General features: G+C 32.6%; 16 protein-coding genes. 3 read left to right on the forward strand and 13 right to left on the reverse strand.

Annotated features, from left to right (window positions below):
- Positions 1-241: 241 nt before the first annotated feature.
- Positions 242-3,349 carry a DUF2807 domain-containing protein gene (locus tag N4A45_10865; GenBank protein ID MCT4665723.1) on the forward strand — a complete coding sequence of 1,036 codons (3,108 nt, stop codon included), beginning with the start codon at positions 242-244 and terminating at the stop codon, positions 3,347-3,349.
- Between the two features lie 409 nt (positions 3,350-3,758).
- Here N4A45_10865 and N4A45_10870 read toward each other — a convergent pair whose 3' ends face one another.
- From N4A45_10870 to N4A45_10925, 12 genes are all read right to left on the reverse strand, one after another.
- Complete coding sequence (locus tag N4A45_10870; protein ID MCT4665724.1) at positions 3,759-4,256, reverse strand: hypothetical protein; 498 nt, start codon at positions 4,254-4,256, stop codon at positions 3,759-3,761.
- Between the two features lie 350 nt (positions 4,257-4,606).
- Complete coding sequence (locus N4A45_10875) at positions 4,607-5,251, reverse strand: hypothetical protein (GenBank protein ID MCT4665725.1); 645 nt, start codon at positions 5,249-5,251, stop codon at positions 4,607-4,609.
- A gap of 22 nt (positions 5,252-5,273) precedes the next feature.
- On the reverse strand, positions 5,274-5,420 hold the full coding sequence (locus N4A45_10880; GenBank protein ID MCT4665726.1) for a hypothetical protein: 147 nt from the start codon (positions 5,418-5,420) through the stop codon (positions 5,274-5,276).
- A 265-nt stretch (positions 5,421-5,685) separates the two neighbouring features.
- Complete coding sequence (locus N4A45_10885; protein ID MCT4665727.1) at positions 5,686-6,171, reverse strand: hypothetical protein; 486 nt, start codon at positions 6,169-6,171, stop codon at positions 5,686-5,688.
- Positions 6,149-7,024 (reverse strand): hypothetical protein, encoded by an 876-nt coding sequence (locus tag N4A45_10890; GenBank protein MCT4665728.1) that lies wholly within the window; start codon positions 7,022-7,024, stop codon positions 6,149-6,151. Before N4A45_10890 ends, N4A45_10885 begins: the two co-directional genes overlap by 23 nt.
- A gap of 169 nt (positions 7,025-7,193) precedes the next feature.
- Positions 7,194-7,463 (reverse strand): type II toxin-antitoxin system RelE/ParE family toxin, encoded by a 270-nt coding sequence (locus tag N4A45_10895; protein MCT4665729.1) that lies wholly within the window; start codon positions 7,461-7,463, stop codon positions 7,194-7,196.
- Positions 7,464-7,507: 44 nt separating this feature from the next.
- Positions 7,508-7,762, reverse strand: a complete 255-nt coding sequence (locus tag N4A45_10900; GenBank protein MCT4665730.1) for a hypothetical protein — start codon at positions 7,760-7,762, stop codon at positions 7,508-7,510.
- Positions 7,763-8,388: 626 nt separating this feature from the next.
- Entirely contained in the window at positions 8,389-8,742 is a 354-nt protein-coding gene (locus tag N4A45_10905; GenBank protein MCT4665731.1) for a hypothetical protein, read from the reverse strand.
- Positions 8,743-8,867: 125 nt separating this feature from the next.
- Entirely contained in the window at positions 8,868-9,425 is a 558-nt protein-coding gene (locus tag N4A45_10910; GenBank protein ID MCT4665732.1) for a transposase, read from the reverse strand.
- Between the two features lie 185 nt (positions 9,426-9,610).
- Positions 9,611-10,366 carry a hypothetical protein gene (locus tag N4A45_10915; GenBank protein MCT4665733.1) on the reverse strand — a complete coding sequence of 252 codons (756 nt, stop codon included), beginning with the start codon at positions 10,364-10,366 and terminating at the stop codon, positions 9,611-9,613.
- Positions 10,341-11,327, reverse strand: coding sequence for a M91 family zinc metallopeptidase (locus tag N4A45_10920; protein MCT4665734.1), 987 nt, complete (start codon positions 11,325-11,327; stop codon positions 10,341-10,343). Before N4A45_10920 ends, N4A45_10915 begins: the two co-directional genes overlap by 26 nt.
- A gap of 135 nt (positions 11,328-11,462) precedes the next feature.
- Entirely contained in the window at positions 11,463-13,916 is a 2,454-nt protein-coding gene (locus N4A45_10925; GenBank protein MCT4665735.1) for a carbohydrate binding family 9 domain-containing protein, read from the reverse strand.
- A gap of 206 nt (positions 13,917-14,122) precedes the next feature.
- Between N4A45_10925 and N4A45_10930 the strand changes: the two genes are divergently transcribed.
- Together N4A45_10930 and N4A45_10935 are read left to right on the forward strand one after the other, a co-directional pair.
- Positions 14,123-15,316: a phosphoglycerate kinase gene (locus N4A45_10930; protein ID MCT4665736.1), complete on the forward strand. Its 1,194-nt coding sequence runs from the start codon at positions 14,123-14,125 to the stop codon at positions 15,314-15,316.
- A gap of 37 nt (positions 15,317-15,353) precedes the next feature.
- Positions 15,354-15,749 (forward strand): VanZ family protein, encoded by a 396-nt coding sequence (locus N4A45_10935; GenBank protein MCT4665737.1) that lies wholly within the window; start codon positions 15,354-15,356, stop codon positions 15,747-15,749.
- 45 nt (positions 15,750-15,794) lie between these two features.
- Here the strand turns inward: N4A45_10935 and N4A45_10940 are convergent, their stop codons facing one another.
- Positions 15,795-16,928: a hypothetical protein gene (locus tag N4A45_10940; protein ID MCT4665738.1), complete on the reverse strand. Its 1,134-nt coding sequence runs from the start codon at positions 16,926-16,928 to the stop codon at positions 15,795-15,797.
- Positions 16,929-16,943: the final 15 nt, after the last annotated feature.

Consider the following 16,943-nt stretch of genomic DNA (forward strand, 5'->3'; position numbering starts at 1 on the left):
TAAACTTTCTTAAAAAGACTCTTCTCCTTGAGAGTTTTTTAATATGTCTAATTTCAAGCTTTTATGAGGTTTTAGATTCCATTGTCCTAGTTTTGTACTGGTGGTTTTTGGGATCTATACATGTTTTGTCTTGGTGAAAAATATTCGCCGAGATAGTCTTTGTAGGAATTTTGCACCAGACTTCTATATGGTCCAAGTAAATCTTAAACACATAGATTTTATTTTTTTCAAATCGCAAAATATGATTACAAAAACTACAAATTTGGCTTACCTAATAGTATTAGGGCTTTTTACACAATTCAACTCCAACGCTCAAATATTTGGAGATGGAAATATTATTTCTCAAAGTATTTCGACGTCAACTATTGAGCATTTAGAAATACATCCGAGTGTAACCTCATTAATCATAAATGAAGGAAGTACTCAGAATATTTCACTTTCTGGAGATAGTAATATTGTAAATGCATTACTAAATAGTACAAGCGTTGATTCACTCTCTTTAAAGTTTCCAGCGGGAAATACATATTCCAATTATACGCTGAATATCAACATTACTACTCAAAATATTGAGTCCATTCGTTCATTTGGTTCTGGAGAGGTAACCATTAACAATTTTACTAACACAACCTCTTTAGATATTAATAACCTAGGAGCTGCTAACTATAATGTATACGAGTATACAAATGCTTCAAGTTTGCATATAACAAATAATGGTTCAGGAGATATTACGATGAATGAAAATTTTCCGTCCTTGACAAATTATGAAGTGTATAATCATGGTGGAGGAAACTATAACGGATGCGGATTAGAAACAGATTCTGTTTTAGTTCAAAATTTCGGTAGTGGTGATATGAATGTTGGTTCAACAGGATATGTAAATGCGATAATATTCGGATCTGGAAATATTTACTATTACGGAACTCCAAGTTTGTACCAAAATAATTTTGGTATAGGAAGTATTTCTCTAGGTACAAGTACAAATTGTATATCGGGTAATAGTTCAGGAAATGGAGGGAATTCATCAATAAGCTGCATAAATGGTGATGGAAGTTCTGCTACTTCAACAACTTCATTATCGGTTTTTGAGCATATTAAAATATTACCTTCGGTACAAAGTATTACCATTCAACAAGGGACTACTTCAGAAATTTTAGCCACAGGAAATCAAAATATTATTGATAGTTTGGAATATACGATTACCAATGACACTCTATTCATTCACTTCACCGGAGATTCATGTTACGATAATTATGATTTAAATTTAACCGTTACAACTTCCGACATAAAGAATTTTATAATGATGGATTCTGGAAATGCCACCATAGAAGTATTCGATAATTCTTATAGTATTGAAGTCTTTAATTATGGTGCTGGTAATATTTCTGTAAATGAGTTTTCGGATGCCTACTTTTTTAAAGCACATAATTATGGCTCGGGAGATATAACGGTAAATGAGGATTTCTCTTTTGTTTCTTCTTATACTGTTAACAATTACGGATCTGGAAATTATTATGGTTGTCAATTAAACGTAGCATCATGTTATGCTAACAATTTTGGTTCGGGAAATGTTGTAGTGACAGCCTCAGGATATTTGAATGCAGAACTCACAGGAACTGGAAACATTGAGTACTACGAAACACCTACGACTATAGATCAAACCATAACAGGGACGGGGATATTAGTTATTGGAACAGATCCTGATTGTGTAGTTGGTAATCCAATACCAACCAATATTACTGGAGATGGAAATATTATTTCTCAAAGTATTTCGACATCAATAATTGAGCATTTAGATATTGATCTAGAATTTACAAATCTTACCGTAAATGAAGGAAGTACTCAAAGTATTGTAATTTCTGGAGATAGTAATATTGTAACGTCACTTATTAATTCTACTTTGGTGGATACGTTTAGAAGTAATTTTCCAACAGGGTTTATGTATTCGAACTATACTTTAAATATTACAATTACAACACCAAGCATTAAGTCCATTACAACTCACAACAATGGAGAGGTTCTAGTGAATGATTTCTCATCTACCCAACTATTAAATATTAACAATTTAGGAAATGCCAATTATAATGTTTACGCATTTGTTGGTGCTACAGATTTGTATATTAATAACCATGCCGATGGAGATATTAATATGAATGCAAATTTCCCAGCCTTGACAAATTATGAAGTATATAATCATGGTGGAGGAAGTTTTTACGGTTGTGGATTGGAAACAGATTCTGTTTTAGTTCAAAATTTCGGTTCTGGAGATATGTATGTAGCTTCAACCAATTATGTAAATGCGGCAATTTTCGGATCTGGTGATATTTATTATTATGGAAGTCCAGATTTGTATCAAAATACTTTTGGTTCTGGTAGTATAACTTTAGGGTCGGGTACAAATTGTACAACAGGTGGAACTACATTTTCGGATTGTATTCAAGGAGATGGGACAACAACTTCCCACAACTTTAATCTTGGAAGTTTTGATTATATAAATTTGGATCCAGCCGTTACTTCTATTAGTCTAGTGCAGGGTACAACACCTGGAGTTACAGTTTCTGGAGATAATAATATTGTGGATAGTTTACAGGTAGAAGTAATAAACGATACGTTATACATTACTTTCCCTACCGATACATGTTTCGAGAATTATGCTTTGGATTTAAACATAACTGCCACAGGATTTGTTCAATTTGCAATGAGAAATGAAGGAAACAGTACAATATCTGGTTTCGATGGAGAGGAGAATATTGAAATTATTAATTACGGATCAGGAAATATTACAGTAGAATCCTTTCAAGATGTTACAAATTTCTTAATTGAAAATTATGGTTCAGGAGATATTTCAATCGATGGTGATTTTCCAAATTTAGATAGTTATGAAGTTAATAATTATAATTCTGGAAATATTTATGGATGTGAGTTAACTGTAGATAGTTGTTTTGCAAATAATCATTCGGAAGGAACAATTGTTGTGAGTGTTGAAAAGTACTTAAAAGCAACGATTCAGAGTGCAGGAAATATAGAATATTACGGTTCTCCTATTGTTGATGAAACTTTGAATGGAACTGGAAGTGTTAATATGGGTACCGAAGAAAGCTGCATAGCTGCCTTAGATGTTTTTGAACACGAATCGAACGGGATTACTTTTGTTATCTACCCAAACCCTTCTAAAGATATCATTAATCTATCTGGACAATTGGAACAGGGTGGTTTCATTTTCAATACGTTTGGTCAAAAAGTAATGTCGATTTCTGAAAATCAAAATCAAATTGATGTAAGAGGTTTAAATTTTGGTAATTATATTGTGAAAATAGGTCATCAAACCGCTAAGTTTATAAAAACAGAATAGAAAAAAGCATAAACTTACTTTTAAATCCCTTGTTTAGAAAAAGCCAAAGATTTGTTTTTGAGATCTTTGGCTTTTTTTTTCTCATATTTGCAAAACGATGACAATAAGTAGATTACATAAAGACGATTCTATAGCACAAGTTGCGCTAAGCTATGAGCCAAAATACGGTTGTAAAACGCCCCCGTTACCGCCAATTTCTAATTTCCCGCTGCTCGGGACAAGGCGTGGACTCACGATGATCAAACCAAATTTACATGAAATATTGAAAAGAAATGAGTTACTGTTTTGACATACATATCGGCTACCAAGCACAACTTGGTAGTAGCGATTTACGGTGTGCTATTCATTGGCGGTAGCGGGGGCTCATGATAGTTTGCATAGTTTACATTTCAAATCACCTATTTTCTCGTCAATTGGGCTCATGATAGTTTGCAGGGGTAGAATTTGGAACAATTATTTTAGCATATGTGTGTCTTGTTTCATATGTAACTAATGGGGACACTATAGGTTGTCTATTTTTATAAATTAGAATTAATGAAGAGCATTCCGATTTATTATAACTTTCGAATCTTTTGGATGAAAAATTACTCGGTATAAGAAAACAGCTTTGACCTTTCCTATAGTTTAATTCATCAGTTTCACTAGAATATACTTCAATGATCTCATCATTATCTATATTCATTATTAGAAAATGTGAAAAATAAATACAGTTGGTATCGTTTTTTTCTTTCCAGTACGAATAATTTAGAATAACACCCTCCAGGGTATCTTTTAACTCAAAGTAAATATGTGACTCTTTTATTTCAAGATTATAGTACCCCTCTGCAGTGCTTTTTTTTGATAGGAGTCCACAACTGATTGTTAGAGTTGAGAAGATCAGTATACAAATAGTAATAACTTTTTTCATTTTTTTCTTAATTTGGAATAGTCTGTAGAATGATTGGGATGTACACCCCGTTACCGCCAATTTCTAATTTCCCGCTACTCGAGACAAGGTGTGGACACACTGATAATCAAACCAAATTTACATGAAATATTGAAAAGAAATGTGTTACTGTTTTGACATTCATATCGGCTACCAAGTCCAACTTCGCAGTAGCGATTTGCGGGGTGTTTTTCATTGGAGATAGCTGGGGTTACCTGAGAAAAAACCTATTTTATTACGCTCTATTCGTCAGTAACTTACGTATTAAGCCACCTGTTTTCTTGTCAATTGGGCTTATGATAGTTTGCAAGTTTGCACCTTGATTCGCATTATTATTGACGTTTTACGTCTAACTCTATTAATTTTTTCAATATTATTTCAATTTCTTTTTTAACCTCTTGATTAGGTTTACTAATAGAGTTTATCGATTTTAATCGTGCTGCCTTCTCCTCATAGATACTTTGCTGTGGATTTCCCATATAAATACCGCACTCGCAATATTCTAATTCTGCTAACCAAATTTCAATATTATAGGTCACTGTCCCTTCTTTAAAGGAAAAATTAACCGATTTATTCTCACTAAATTTATCTAAGGACAACTCATTTACATATGAGTATTTACTTATTTTTTCTTTAGGTAAATCACCACTAATATTTTCTTCAACAGCTTGTTTCACATCTTCATATTCACAACATCCAAACGTCTCAAAATCAATAAAAGGGTCAATAATAATACTACCTCCATTTGCCGTGATGTTGTACGTAATATTAGGAGGATCAATACTATCGCTACCTACTAATTTAAAATCCTTAATTTTTCCCAAATTCAATAGAGAATATGCTGTAGAAGAATAACCAAAATACTTACTGTTTGTGTGTTCTATTTTAAACACAAGTACCTGATTAGCTTCTCTATTTTGATCAGAACAACTACTGTTAAGAAAAACAATAGCCAACTGTAAAAAATAATATTTCATCTTTCTTAACATTACTATTCCTCTACTGTTCTACTGTTCTACTGTTCAACTCTGGAACTGATTTTAACACTGCGTCAACATTACCTTGATTAACATCTAGTGTAGGACTAATTGTATTTCCGCTTTCATCAACAATTTTATATTTAAATACTCCCCCCGCTACCGCCAATTTCTAATTTCCCGATACTCGGGACAGGTGTGGACACACTGAGAATCAAACCAAATTTACATGAATTATCGAAAAGTCATCCAACATATAATTTCGAGCACTAGAGTATTTCCAATGATATGATTTATTTTGTGAACTAAAATTCGAATAGGTTACCTGAGAAAAAACCCATTTTATTACATTCTATTCATCAGTAACTTACGCGTAAAATCATCTATTTTCTTGTCAATTGGGCTTATGATAGTTTGCAAATTTGCAGCCCTTACTACTCAATGTTTCCAAAAGGCCATAACTGCTTTTCTTCATATAAAATTAAAGGTTCTTCTACCTTAATTTCTTGTTTAGTTAAATCCATTTTAATTATTCTTGAAGAAATAATCCCAAAATTTGGAGCAACTAGAGTTTGCATAAAAAGATAAGGGTTTTTATTATCACCTATATTTTTTGATTCCAAATAATATGAATGAGATGAATTTTCAAAACAATTATTGAGAAAATACGAAATTGTTTTCCCATTATTTAACACTCCTATAACTTGTTTATCCTCGCAATTTAAAAGTGGAACATTTATAATAGAAAAAATTGTATCATTTTTAACATTGATTAAAAGTGAGTCCTTCTGAGAGTCATTGACAAAAAGAGAATACTTCGAATTTTCTTCCTCACCAAAATTATTGCATGAGAATAATAATGCAAACACGATAAATATAATTGAACCTATATTATAACTATAGTTTTTCTGCTGCTTCATTAATTCTTGTTTTCGTTTTTCCAGCTTGAGAATTAGGATTAATATTCTCTAGACTCGGAGAATATCCAGACTTTATTTCTTGTTCAGACAAACCACTAGGGTCATTATCTAAATCAAAATATTCTCTATGTTCTGTTTCTTGGTCTGCTCCAACCCCATTAAGATCATTGCTTAAATGAGCATCAATTTCATGTAGGACTGTTCCAACATTTGATTTCAATCCATTTTTTTCCATATTTTTCTTTGTCACTCCAATGACAAAAACTTGTCGACCTCCATCAACATCACTTATTAATTCTTCTTCAGATAAGCCTACGTTTTTAATTCTCTTACGTGCTATTTTTACATTATTAGCAACACGAGTACCCTGTCTTATTTTCTGATTGTTGGATAGTTTATTCCATTGACTAAGTAACTTACCGTATGATGTGAAATCAGCAGTCGACCCATTTTCACCTCTTCTACTTTTAGCCTGTACTGCTAAATGTACAACATATTTATCAGCTCGTTCGGGATCTTGAATTTCCATTAATGATAAATTTAATACCTGATCAGACTTAATTAGTTCAATTTCTGAGCACATTATTTCACCAAACTCATCAGTAACTTTTAACTCCTCTAAGCCTTCTAGCTCTATATGGGCAATTACTTTATTCCCACTAAACGAATATGGAGTATAATGAGGATATTTTGGTGCCAAAGGATCAACCGCAAAGAACCTACCCAGTCGAGGATCATGCATTCTGAATTTATAATTTACAGAATTACCTTCTCCTTTAATTTCGTTATCAACTTCTTGACCCTGAAATCCGAATCTATACCCATCACCTGATGTGTATTTCCTACCCGGCATCTGCATTCCAAAGACAAAGGCGCTTATACAGTTTTTATCAATTTCTCAAAGAACAGTCAGAAATCCTTTTAATTCCCAAAACAAAGAAACGAAAAACGCAATGATTTTCAAAACCATTGCGTTTATATTTAAATGAGAATATTTTAACCCCTCAAAAATTTAATTCATTCTATAATGTACTTCTTGGGTTTTTCCTTGTTGGAATAATTGACAATATCTGAATACCATTATTTAGACTTTTCTTATAAACTACTTTATAATCCCTAACGATAATTCGCCTATAAGGTTCTCCTAAAAATTCATCAACTTGATACTGATTTATATATTTTATTTCCTTTACTGTAGTTATTATATCTCTAACCACATTTTGAGCTGACCTTTCAGATTTGGTATATCTTTTAATATTTTCAAATATATCTGTTAAGTCTTGATCTGCCATGAATGACCAAGTTATCGATTGAACTAAATTGCTCTTTGTCATTTCTATAAACCACCCAGAAATTTACTTTCTATATCCTGTTGAGTAAGAAAAGCACCATCATCAAGAGATTGCTCCGATTTTTTTATTTTTGCTTTATATGCTTTTATCGTTAAAGGTTGTCCTTTTGGGGTATAACCAACTACATCATCGTCAATTGAAAGCTGAGCCATAAACTGCTCTAGTAATTCGATTTTTTCAGAGTTTCTTATCTTCATAATCTGCTCTATAAATCTATATTTTCGTGTAGTTAAATCCATAATGAGTCTTTGATCTTAAAGCAAATATACGATTTATTACTTGCGGAGAATTTATAAAAGTATGAAATAATCACCGCAAAGGATGAAGCTTCTACACCTCTCGCTACCGCCAATTTCTAATTTCCCGATTGCTCGGGACAAGGTGTGGACACACTGATAATCAAACCAAATTTACATGAAAGATTGAAAAGAAATGTGTTACTGTTTTGACATTCATCCGGCTACCAATTAAAAATTGGCAGTAGCGATTTGCGGGGTGTTTTTTCATTGGCGGTAGCGGGGCATTTGTTCACTTTTGTTTGTTTTACTGGTGTTCACCTGTTCGCTATCGCTCGGGTGCATTCCAAAGACAAAGCCGTTTATGCAATTATTTCAAAGTTCGTGTTACCAAATTACTCTATTTGACTTAAACCACAAAACACCCAACTAAATTGTTGAGTGTTTTTCTTATCTTTTCGAAATGCTTTAGCATTCATGAACTCCGAAAAAACAAACAATTTGTGAACTAAAATTCGAATAGGTTACCTGAGAAAAAACCTATTTTATTACGCTCTACTCATCAGTGACTTACGTGTTGAATTCCTGTTTTCTTGTCAATTGGGGACATGATAGTTTGCAAGTGAACCCTAATTAATACCCTTTTCAGGTTTATAAAAAAGTACATCACCATTTGATCTGACAATCTTACATTGAGATGCAACAATGTAATATTTATTATTATCTTCATCAGTAATGACAAATAAGTTTTCAAATTGCCAATATATAGTTGTACCAATCAATTGTTTATCAATGTAATTAAAATCCTTTTCACAACCAAAGCTAATAATAGGTTCAAATATTGTGCTTGGTATTTGAAGATATGAAACTCCTATAAATACGATTTCTTCGATTTCCATATTTTCATAAGAGGTATTCTTCAATAGTAATTCCTTTAATGAAACAGTGTAATTAGAAATTGTATATGTTCCTGATATTTCCATAATCTATTTTTTTAATGGAGTTGTTGGCTTATAGATTGTTCCTGACCTCACATAAAATGTAGTCCCCGCTACCGCCAATTTCTAATTTCCCGATTGCTCGGGACAAGGTGTGGACACACTGATAATCAAACCAAATTTACATGAATTATCGAAAAGTCATCCAACATATAATTTCGAGCACTGGAGTATTTCCAATGATGTGATTTTTCGACAAATCCTTCGGTAACTGGATTATTATGAACATAGTCAATTTTCTGTTCTAAAACCTTATTACTCCAAAGTTCAATTGGTTTATTGTTGTTTCTCCAAAATTGATAATTCCCTGTTTTGTTATATGTTTTTACGGCTTTTTTAAACATCCATAACATCCATAACATCCATTCTTTTCGGCTTTCTTGGTCGTTTTCTTGTATTGCTTTTATAATTGCCTTGGCAGTACTACTCTTAAAGCTTTGTAGTAATTTTGCAGGTTCTTTCAGTTCCGATGAAAACACCAAATGAACATGATTTGTCATAATGCAATAGGCATATAATATTAATCCTTTTTCTTTCTGTACATATTTCAGATGATCGATGAGAATATTCACATAGGACTCTCGTGTAAAAACACTTATCCAATACACTACCGCAAAACTCACAAAATATAATCCTTCTGGATTATGATATTTATAATTTCTACTCATAGTTCTACCAAATTAATCTTTTTCACTGAAAACCAGAAACTCATTTGAGTTTTTTTTAACTGATTAACTGATGGTTATCGGGGTTTGACATACATACCGGCTACCAAGTACAACTTGGCAGGAGCGATTTACGGTGTGCTATTCATTGGCGGTAGCGGGGGAAATTTTCCTAGAACCTTTTTTTATCAATCAGATGCATGATAGTTTGTTACAAATAATTTATGTCTTTTTAAATCAATATAAGTTCTAAAAAATTCTACATCATCATTCCTATAGTTTAATGACATTATTGAATCTATAATATCCGTATTAACTCCTTTGTCAGCATGAAGTATTATCACATTTGAACCTTTTGAAAAATTTGGGATTTCACTAATTGAAGCTATACGATCATTTAATTGAATTGCAAAACCATTTATTAAATTTGTGCTGTCGACAACAAGGTTATGACTATTTTTTAATTTGCCAATATAAATAATTGCTGAATTAGCATTATGAAAATTTACATAACGTAAATAATTTGACTTTTTGTTGTTAATTGTTTTTGGAACGATTCTGACAGCTAATGCAGCAGATATGTCACTAACAAAAATACTATCTCTATTTGATGATTTAGATCTAATCCATTTATATCCATTTTCAAAGATTATAGAATCTTTTTCTATTTTATATTTAATAGTACCAGGGTTAAAGTTTCCATAATAAGGTAATAAAAGAGATCCATCCGTATATGTTTTTTCAAAAGCCCCACCAACAGATAAATGATTAACAAGTATATCATTTTTATTAACATAATATGTTTCATACACATCTGTATTATAATAATGCCCTTCCCATCTACCTGATATTCGATTATTACTTTTTAAACAAGAGAACAATACAACTATCAGTAAGCATATTCCAAACTTAATAAAACTACTTTTTATTTTTATTCCCATCATGAATCCTTGTTTGTTTCATAGAAGCACCCTTTGACTTCAGAGTATATTTAGATATTTCTATTCCTTTTCGGTAATAAGTTTTTCCAAGTCTTTTTTCGTTTTCTACATTTGCACTATTAAGGTCGAAATGTTCATTTGAAGTATTAGTAGGTGCATATTTCTTTTTATTCTTTAAAGAATAATTCCCGGGATACTTTTCTGATTCAACTAATTTTTTACCAGACACCTTTACTCCATCATAATGAGTTCTCTCATCCAATCCCATTTCTTTTCTTACCTGATTTTCAACCTCTACAGCGTTAACTTCATCTGCTCCTATCCCTCCATTAGGGTAAGCATATCCATTTTCATCTAACAATTGACCGGTTGTTTCACTATTAAAATGAGCTACTTCATGAATTAAAACAGTTTCAGGTGTTTTTTCAACCGCACCGTCTTTATCAGTATAACAACCCTCAGCACTTTCAAAATTTAATGTTAAAACATCATATTCTTGTGTCCCTCTTTTAACAGCGTTTTCTATTGAACCATCTGTCTCTACGATTACTAATGTTCTATCTGAAGCAACAGCATTGCAAATTTGATTTGATGCTGTAGTACTTTTATCACTGAGACTTGAAAGAGTTGCGAGTACTCTTTTTTGAAAAGCTTTACTTCCTATTATTACTATATCCTTACCATCAGGATCTTTTGCAACAGTAGGCATATTCGCCACAAAAGCATAAGTACTCAAACTAGGATATTTATGCTCAAGAGGATCTTTAGCAAACCACCTTCCAAGTCTAGAATCATACATCCTAGCACCAAAATCTACAGAGTTTCCTTCTCCCTTGATTTCGTTATCGTTCTCTTTTCCGTTAAAACCGTACCTATAATCCCCACCATTGAATTTTCTCCCTGGCATTTGTTCACTTTTGTTTGTTTTACTGGTGTTCACCTGTTCGCTATCGCTCGGGTGCATTCCAAAGGGGTAGTAATCTGACAATATAGGTAAATATGAATTCACACACTAAAGATAAGGAAAAATTCCTGATACCGATACTGTGTTTAAGATTGATATTTGATAGATGAAAAGAAGAAGGATAATGATAAAATCTTAGAAAATAGATTGATAATCTAGGTAATAAACTAGGTTTATAGAGAAGATATGTTGTAATTCTTCCCATTTTACTTGGTTTAGCGAGCGGAGATAGTCTTCTGAAGCAATCTTATCTGAGTGAGTAATATTGTTTCTGTATAAAAGCGTGAGAAAACTACCTGGAGCAAAATTCCACTGATATCGTAAATCAAAATTATAAACGGTGTAGTTGATATTTGGGTCTGTGTCTTCTAGGTCGAAGTCACTTTTTTTGAGTGCTCCATTTCCTTGAAGAAGGAAGAAATCGTTGTCATAATAATCTGCCTTAGAATTATAGTGTCTTAGGTTGAGATTAAAAGTGTTTTTTGGGTTGATATTATAAGAAATATTGAGGGTGGAGGTAATATTGGTTCGGTGTCTTTTTCCGAAATACACTTCGGGCGTGCCGGCTGTGTTTGTTTTTTTATCCACCCATCCTAGGTCATTGTAGATTCTGTTATATGTAAAACTCGGGATAATGAGCCATCGATCATTTGGTTGCCATCTTGGGGCTATTCTTGCATTAAATCCGTTGTTTCTAAAGGGCATTTGAAGTTGTTCATTATAACCACCTCTAAAATCAATTGCTAATTTTTTTCGGTAATCTGGGCTCACCCAAAAACTGGTATTGATAAAAGGTTTATAACGGATGTATGCACCTTGAAGTTGCGTGTCAAAATAGTCATAGTTTCCAAAAGGAGTGGTATTAAACCCAAAGCCATAAGAATGAAATTTTTTGGAAGTAAAATTAGCATTTATCCCCGTGTTTAAAGCTGTAAAAATTCCTCTTTTATGATTGATGTCTAAGGGGTTTTCTTGTTCTTTCAGCAAGGCTTCTACATTATACCAATAGCTAATACTTCCGCTATTAAAATTTTTAGTAGGTTTTAATATTCGGTAATTTATAGATCCATAAATAGACTGGATATTGGTTTGAAAATTGTATCCAAAATCATTAATGTCATACTCTTTACTAGAAAAATCATATCCTAAATTAAATTTCCATTCGTCTGCTAATTTTACCAGTTCAATATCTCCATCCCATCCTATTTTATCTTCTGCTTGGTTCACAAAGCTCCTAGTAAGATGTCCGTTGAGGTTGTATTTTCTCGAATTTGAGTTTAGATACCACCACAAGGATCCTACTTGAGCATCTTTAAAGTGCCCTTCTCTAAGAACCAAAGTGTTTAGTAGGGTGATAGAAGAGCTGTTTTTAAGTTGTTTATCAATACTCACCATATTGTATAGAGAGAGCGGATTAAGGAGCGTTTTTCGTTTTGTGCCAGTTTTTTTGTTTTTTATATCGGCATAGGTATTTCCTGTTACTGCGTTTAAAACACCTATACCTATTCCATTTTTTGTTCTACCAGTTATTTTAAAAGCATTAAGAACTTTACTCTTGCTTGGGTTTTCTTCAAATTCTTCCGCTTCTTTAAGGTCTTCTGTGTCTATCGAGACAATGTTGTCTCCACCTATTCTTCTGGAATAAAGAAGATTTCCTTTATTAAAAAGCTCTGTTCCTTCAGTAAAAAACGGTCTTTGATCATTATATATTTGTTCAAATGGACCAAGATTTAAAACGGTATTATCAAAGCCAACTTGCCCGAAATCTGGAATAATGGTCATATCTAGTGTGAAATTTTCACTGATTCCATACTTCAAATCAAGACCTAATTTTAGCTGAGATTCTCGATCTCCATTTTTTTCGGAGTAGTAAGCGGAGGTAAAGGGAAAAAGGCTGAGTCGGAGTGGAGGTTTAATATTTTTAATACCAATTATTTCGCCATGATATTGTCCTATTTCACCTTTGCTTCTGTCTATATAGCTCCAAGAATATTGTTCTCTTTTGGCTCTTATTTGTCTATGAAAATTGATTTTCCAGTTTTGTGTGCCTTCATTGGAGAAACGCAAGGCAGAATAAGGGATTCTGTATTCTATTTGCCATCGATCTTTATGTGTGGTTACGGCAGATTCCCAAACGGCGTTCCAGCTAAAATCTTCTCCAGATGTGGGATTTACAAAAGCATCTCCTTGGTTTCCTGTAATCTGTACAAAGAATTCAAAATCGTTAATATTATCTCCACTAGGGTTTAAGATAACTCCAAAGAAATCTGCATTTCCAAACTGGTCTCTTCCTAAGAGTTGTTTTGGTGCTTTTTCTATTTCAGAATCATAAAGTGTGCAGGCAAAATAAATTGCTTTTTCTGTATAAGCAATTTTTACTTCTGTTTTTTGATTTTTGGGTTCTGGCCCTCCGTCTCCAGGACGAAACATCACAAAATCTTTAGCTTTTGTGGTATTTTGCCATATATTTTCGTCAAAAACTCCATCAATTTTAATTTTGGTATCAGAAAAATACGCTTGAACTTGTTTTGTAGTTTGTGAAAAAGCAGAAAAAGTTAGACAAAGAAATAAAATAAGAAAACGATACATATTAAAGTTAATAAATTTTACAAACCAAATATACAGAAGATATTTTCGATACTGTTATTGAATTTTAAATCTTTAACAAGAATTCTGTGAGATAAATTGCTCCATTTTTTTTTCTTCGAATCATAGCCTGATTCCTCATTTTTAACGAAATTCAAAGTAAAAAATTCCCCTAAAACACCTACTTTTGTAAAAACAAACAACATTCAATGAAAACAATACATCATTTCGATTTTCAAAATAAGAAAGCATTAGTAAGAGTAGATTTCAATGTTCCTTTGAATGCAGATTTCCAAATTACAGACGATACAAGAATTCAAGCAGCATTACCGACAATAAAGAAAATATTGTCAGATGGAGGTTCTGTAGTTTTGATGTCTCATTTGGGAAGACCAAAATCGGGTCCAGAAGAAAAGTTTTCTCTAAAGCACATCGTTGCACATCTTTCAAAAGAATTAGGAACCGAAGTGCAATTTGCTAAGGATTGTGTTTCTAAAGATTCATTTGAACTATCTGCGAATCTAAAAAGTGGAGAGGTGCTCTTGCTGGAAAATCTTAGATTTTATCCTCAAGAAAAAGCAGGAGATAAAACGTTCTCAGAAACACTAGCAAAGCATGGTGATGTTTATGTAAACGATGCATTTGGAACAGCTCATAGAGCTCATGCTTCCACAGCTGTTATTGCCGATTCTTTTAAAGGAAATAAATGCTTTGGAAACGTAATGGCTACAGAGATAGATAATCTTCAAAAGGTACTTTCTGATGGAGAAAAACCTGTTACAGCAATTATGGGTGGAGCTAAAGTATCTAGTAAAATTAGTATTATAGAAAAAATACTCCCAGTAGTAGATCGTTTGATCATAGGTGGGGGTATGAGTTATACTTTTGCAAAAGCACAAGGAGGAAAGATTGGTAAATCTTTAGTAGAAGACGATAAGTTAGAGCTGGCTTTGGAGCTTATGAATAAGGCAAAAGAAAACAATGTAGAGCTTTATTTACCTGTAGATTCATTTAATGGTGATGCTTTCGCAAACGATTGCAAAACGTGTGAAAGTGCCATAGGTGAAGTGCCAGAAGATTGTATGGGGCTAGATATTGCCGCCAAAACAATAGAGCAGTATCAAGAAGTTTTAGCAACATCAAAAACGATTCTTTGGAATGGTCCAATGGGTGTTTTTGAAATGGAAACTTTTTCAAACGGAACCAAAGCAATAGGAGAGGCTGTTGCCAAAGCCACAGAAAACGGTGCCTTTAGCCTTGTGGGCGGAGGAGACTCAGTTGCAGCTGCAAAACAATTTGGGCTTGAAAAACGTGTGAGCTATATTTCTACTGGAGGAGGAGCGATGCTTGAGTATCTTGAAGGTAGAGAATTACCAGGAATAGCAGCTATTTTAAATGACTAAAATTGTTCTTAAATATTTAACAAAAAAGAGAAGCAGAATGCTTCTCTTTTTTTATACAGTTTTCTTATTGTACAGAATGCTGTTTTATGCGTATCCTGGTACAGATAGATTTACTTATCAATATTTTCAATACCAGCTTGTTCCTTTTAAAACACTCATAGAGTTTTTAGGTCCTAATGACCATAAATTTATCACAATAGTGTATAATTTATTAGGTAATATTGTCGTTTTTATCCCAATCGGTTTTTTGTTTTTGTGTACTTATCCACAGTCGAGAAAAAAAATGTGGATAATTTTTTCTGTGAGCTATGTTTTTGTTGTAGAAAGCATCCAGTTTATTTCCAAAAGAGGCGTGTGGGATATCGATGATATTATCCTCAATACAATCGGAATTCTGCTAGGAATACGAATTGCAAAATGGATGGGTTTCTAATAATGTTATTTAGTAATGATTGTTAACGTATCGCAATGAATGTTTTTATTCGAATCGATACATTTTTAAAGCATCCATTTTTATTTTCTCGCCATTATAATACTTGTGAAACATATGCTCTAGTTGGTCATATTTATCGCTCAATTGTGAGAGTTTAAGGATATTGAGTGTTTGGTATTTATTAACTAATTCGTCGTATTCTTTCAAGTTTTTTGCCATATTTTCTAATATATCTCCAAATCTTATTTTTAGGGATTGACAGATATGCATTTGGTGATTGATTTCTTTCTTCGAAAAGGTGTTTATTTTCGTGTCTATATGATTTTTGAGTCGATCTAGGTAATTATGAATTTCGGTAGGATTGGTTTCGTTAAAATAATTATCTTGCATTAAAGAACGTGTTAGTCTAGAGGTTTTTATTACGTCGTTTAAGGCCGTTTTTTGCGTGTTTTCTAGCTGACTAAGTTCATCTGCCAAATCCTGAAATTTTTCGTCTAGAATTTGTTTTTCATTTTCAAATTGTTTTAAGGTAACGATCAATTGAAACATTTTAGCACTTTGGGCTTTTAACCGATTTTTTTTCTTATTGGTTCCCAAAAATTGTATAAACTTTTCTATTGATGATAGAATGACTTCGCTTCCAATAGGGCCTCCTACAATTCCAGATCTTTGAACAATATTTAAAGCGGCATTAAGTAGTACGTCTGTGGAACTTTTTTCATTCAGAAAACTTTTATACTCCTTCATCCATTCTTGATATTCTGTGTAATTGGTAGGGTTGGAAACTTGTTCCAGTAATTTATAATAATTAGTAGCCGAATTATATAAATGTATCGGTTGAATATCTTTTTCTAGAGAAATTAGGTTGATGACAGCTGAGCTATAATTCTCAGATAAAATTTGTTCTCTTTTTTCAATATTATTACTTTCAATTTTTTCTAAAATTTGTACTCTTTCTTTTAAAGCAACAAGTTCTTCTTTGTCACTCTTGGCATTTAGAATGTCTTTGTCAATTCGTTCTATTTGATGCTTGAGTTTTGTAATTTGATTTTCGAGTGTATCTGTTTTGAGTGATGATTCATTTCTATACTTTTCTAAATATTCCTCAGATTGAGTTTGAGCAGAAACTATTCCAGTTAAGGAGAATAAAGCTAGGCTAGTGAGTACTAATAATTTCATGAGTATTTATTTTTT

The organism is Flavobacteriales bacterium, from assembly GCA_025210805.1.
GTDB lineage: Bacteria > Bacteroidota > Bacteroidia > Flavobacteriales > CAJXXR01 > JAOAQX01.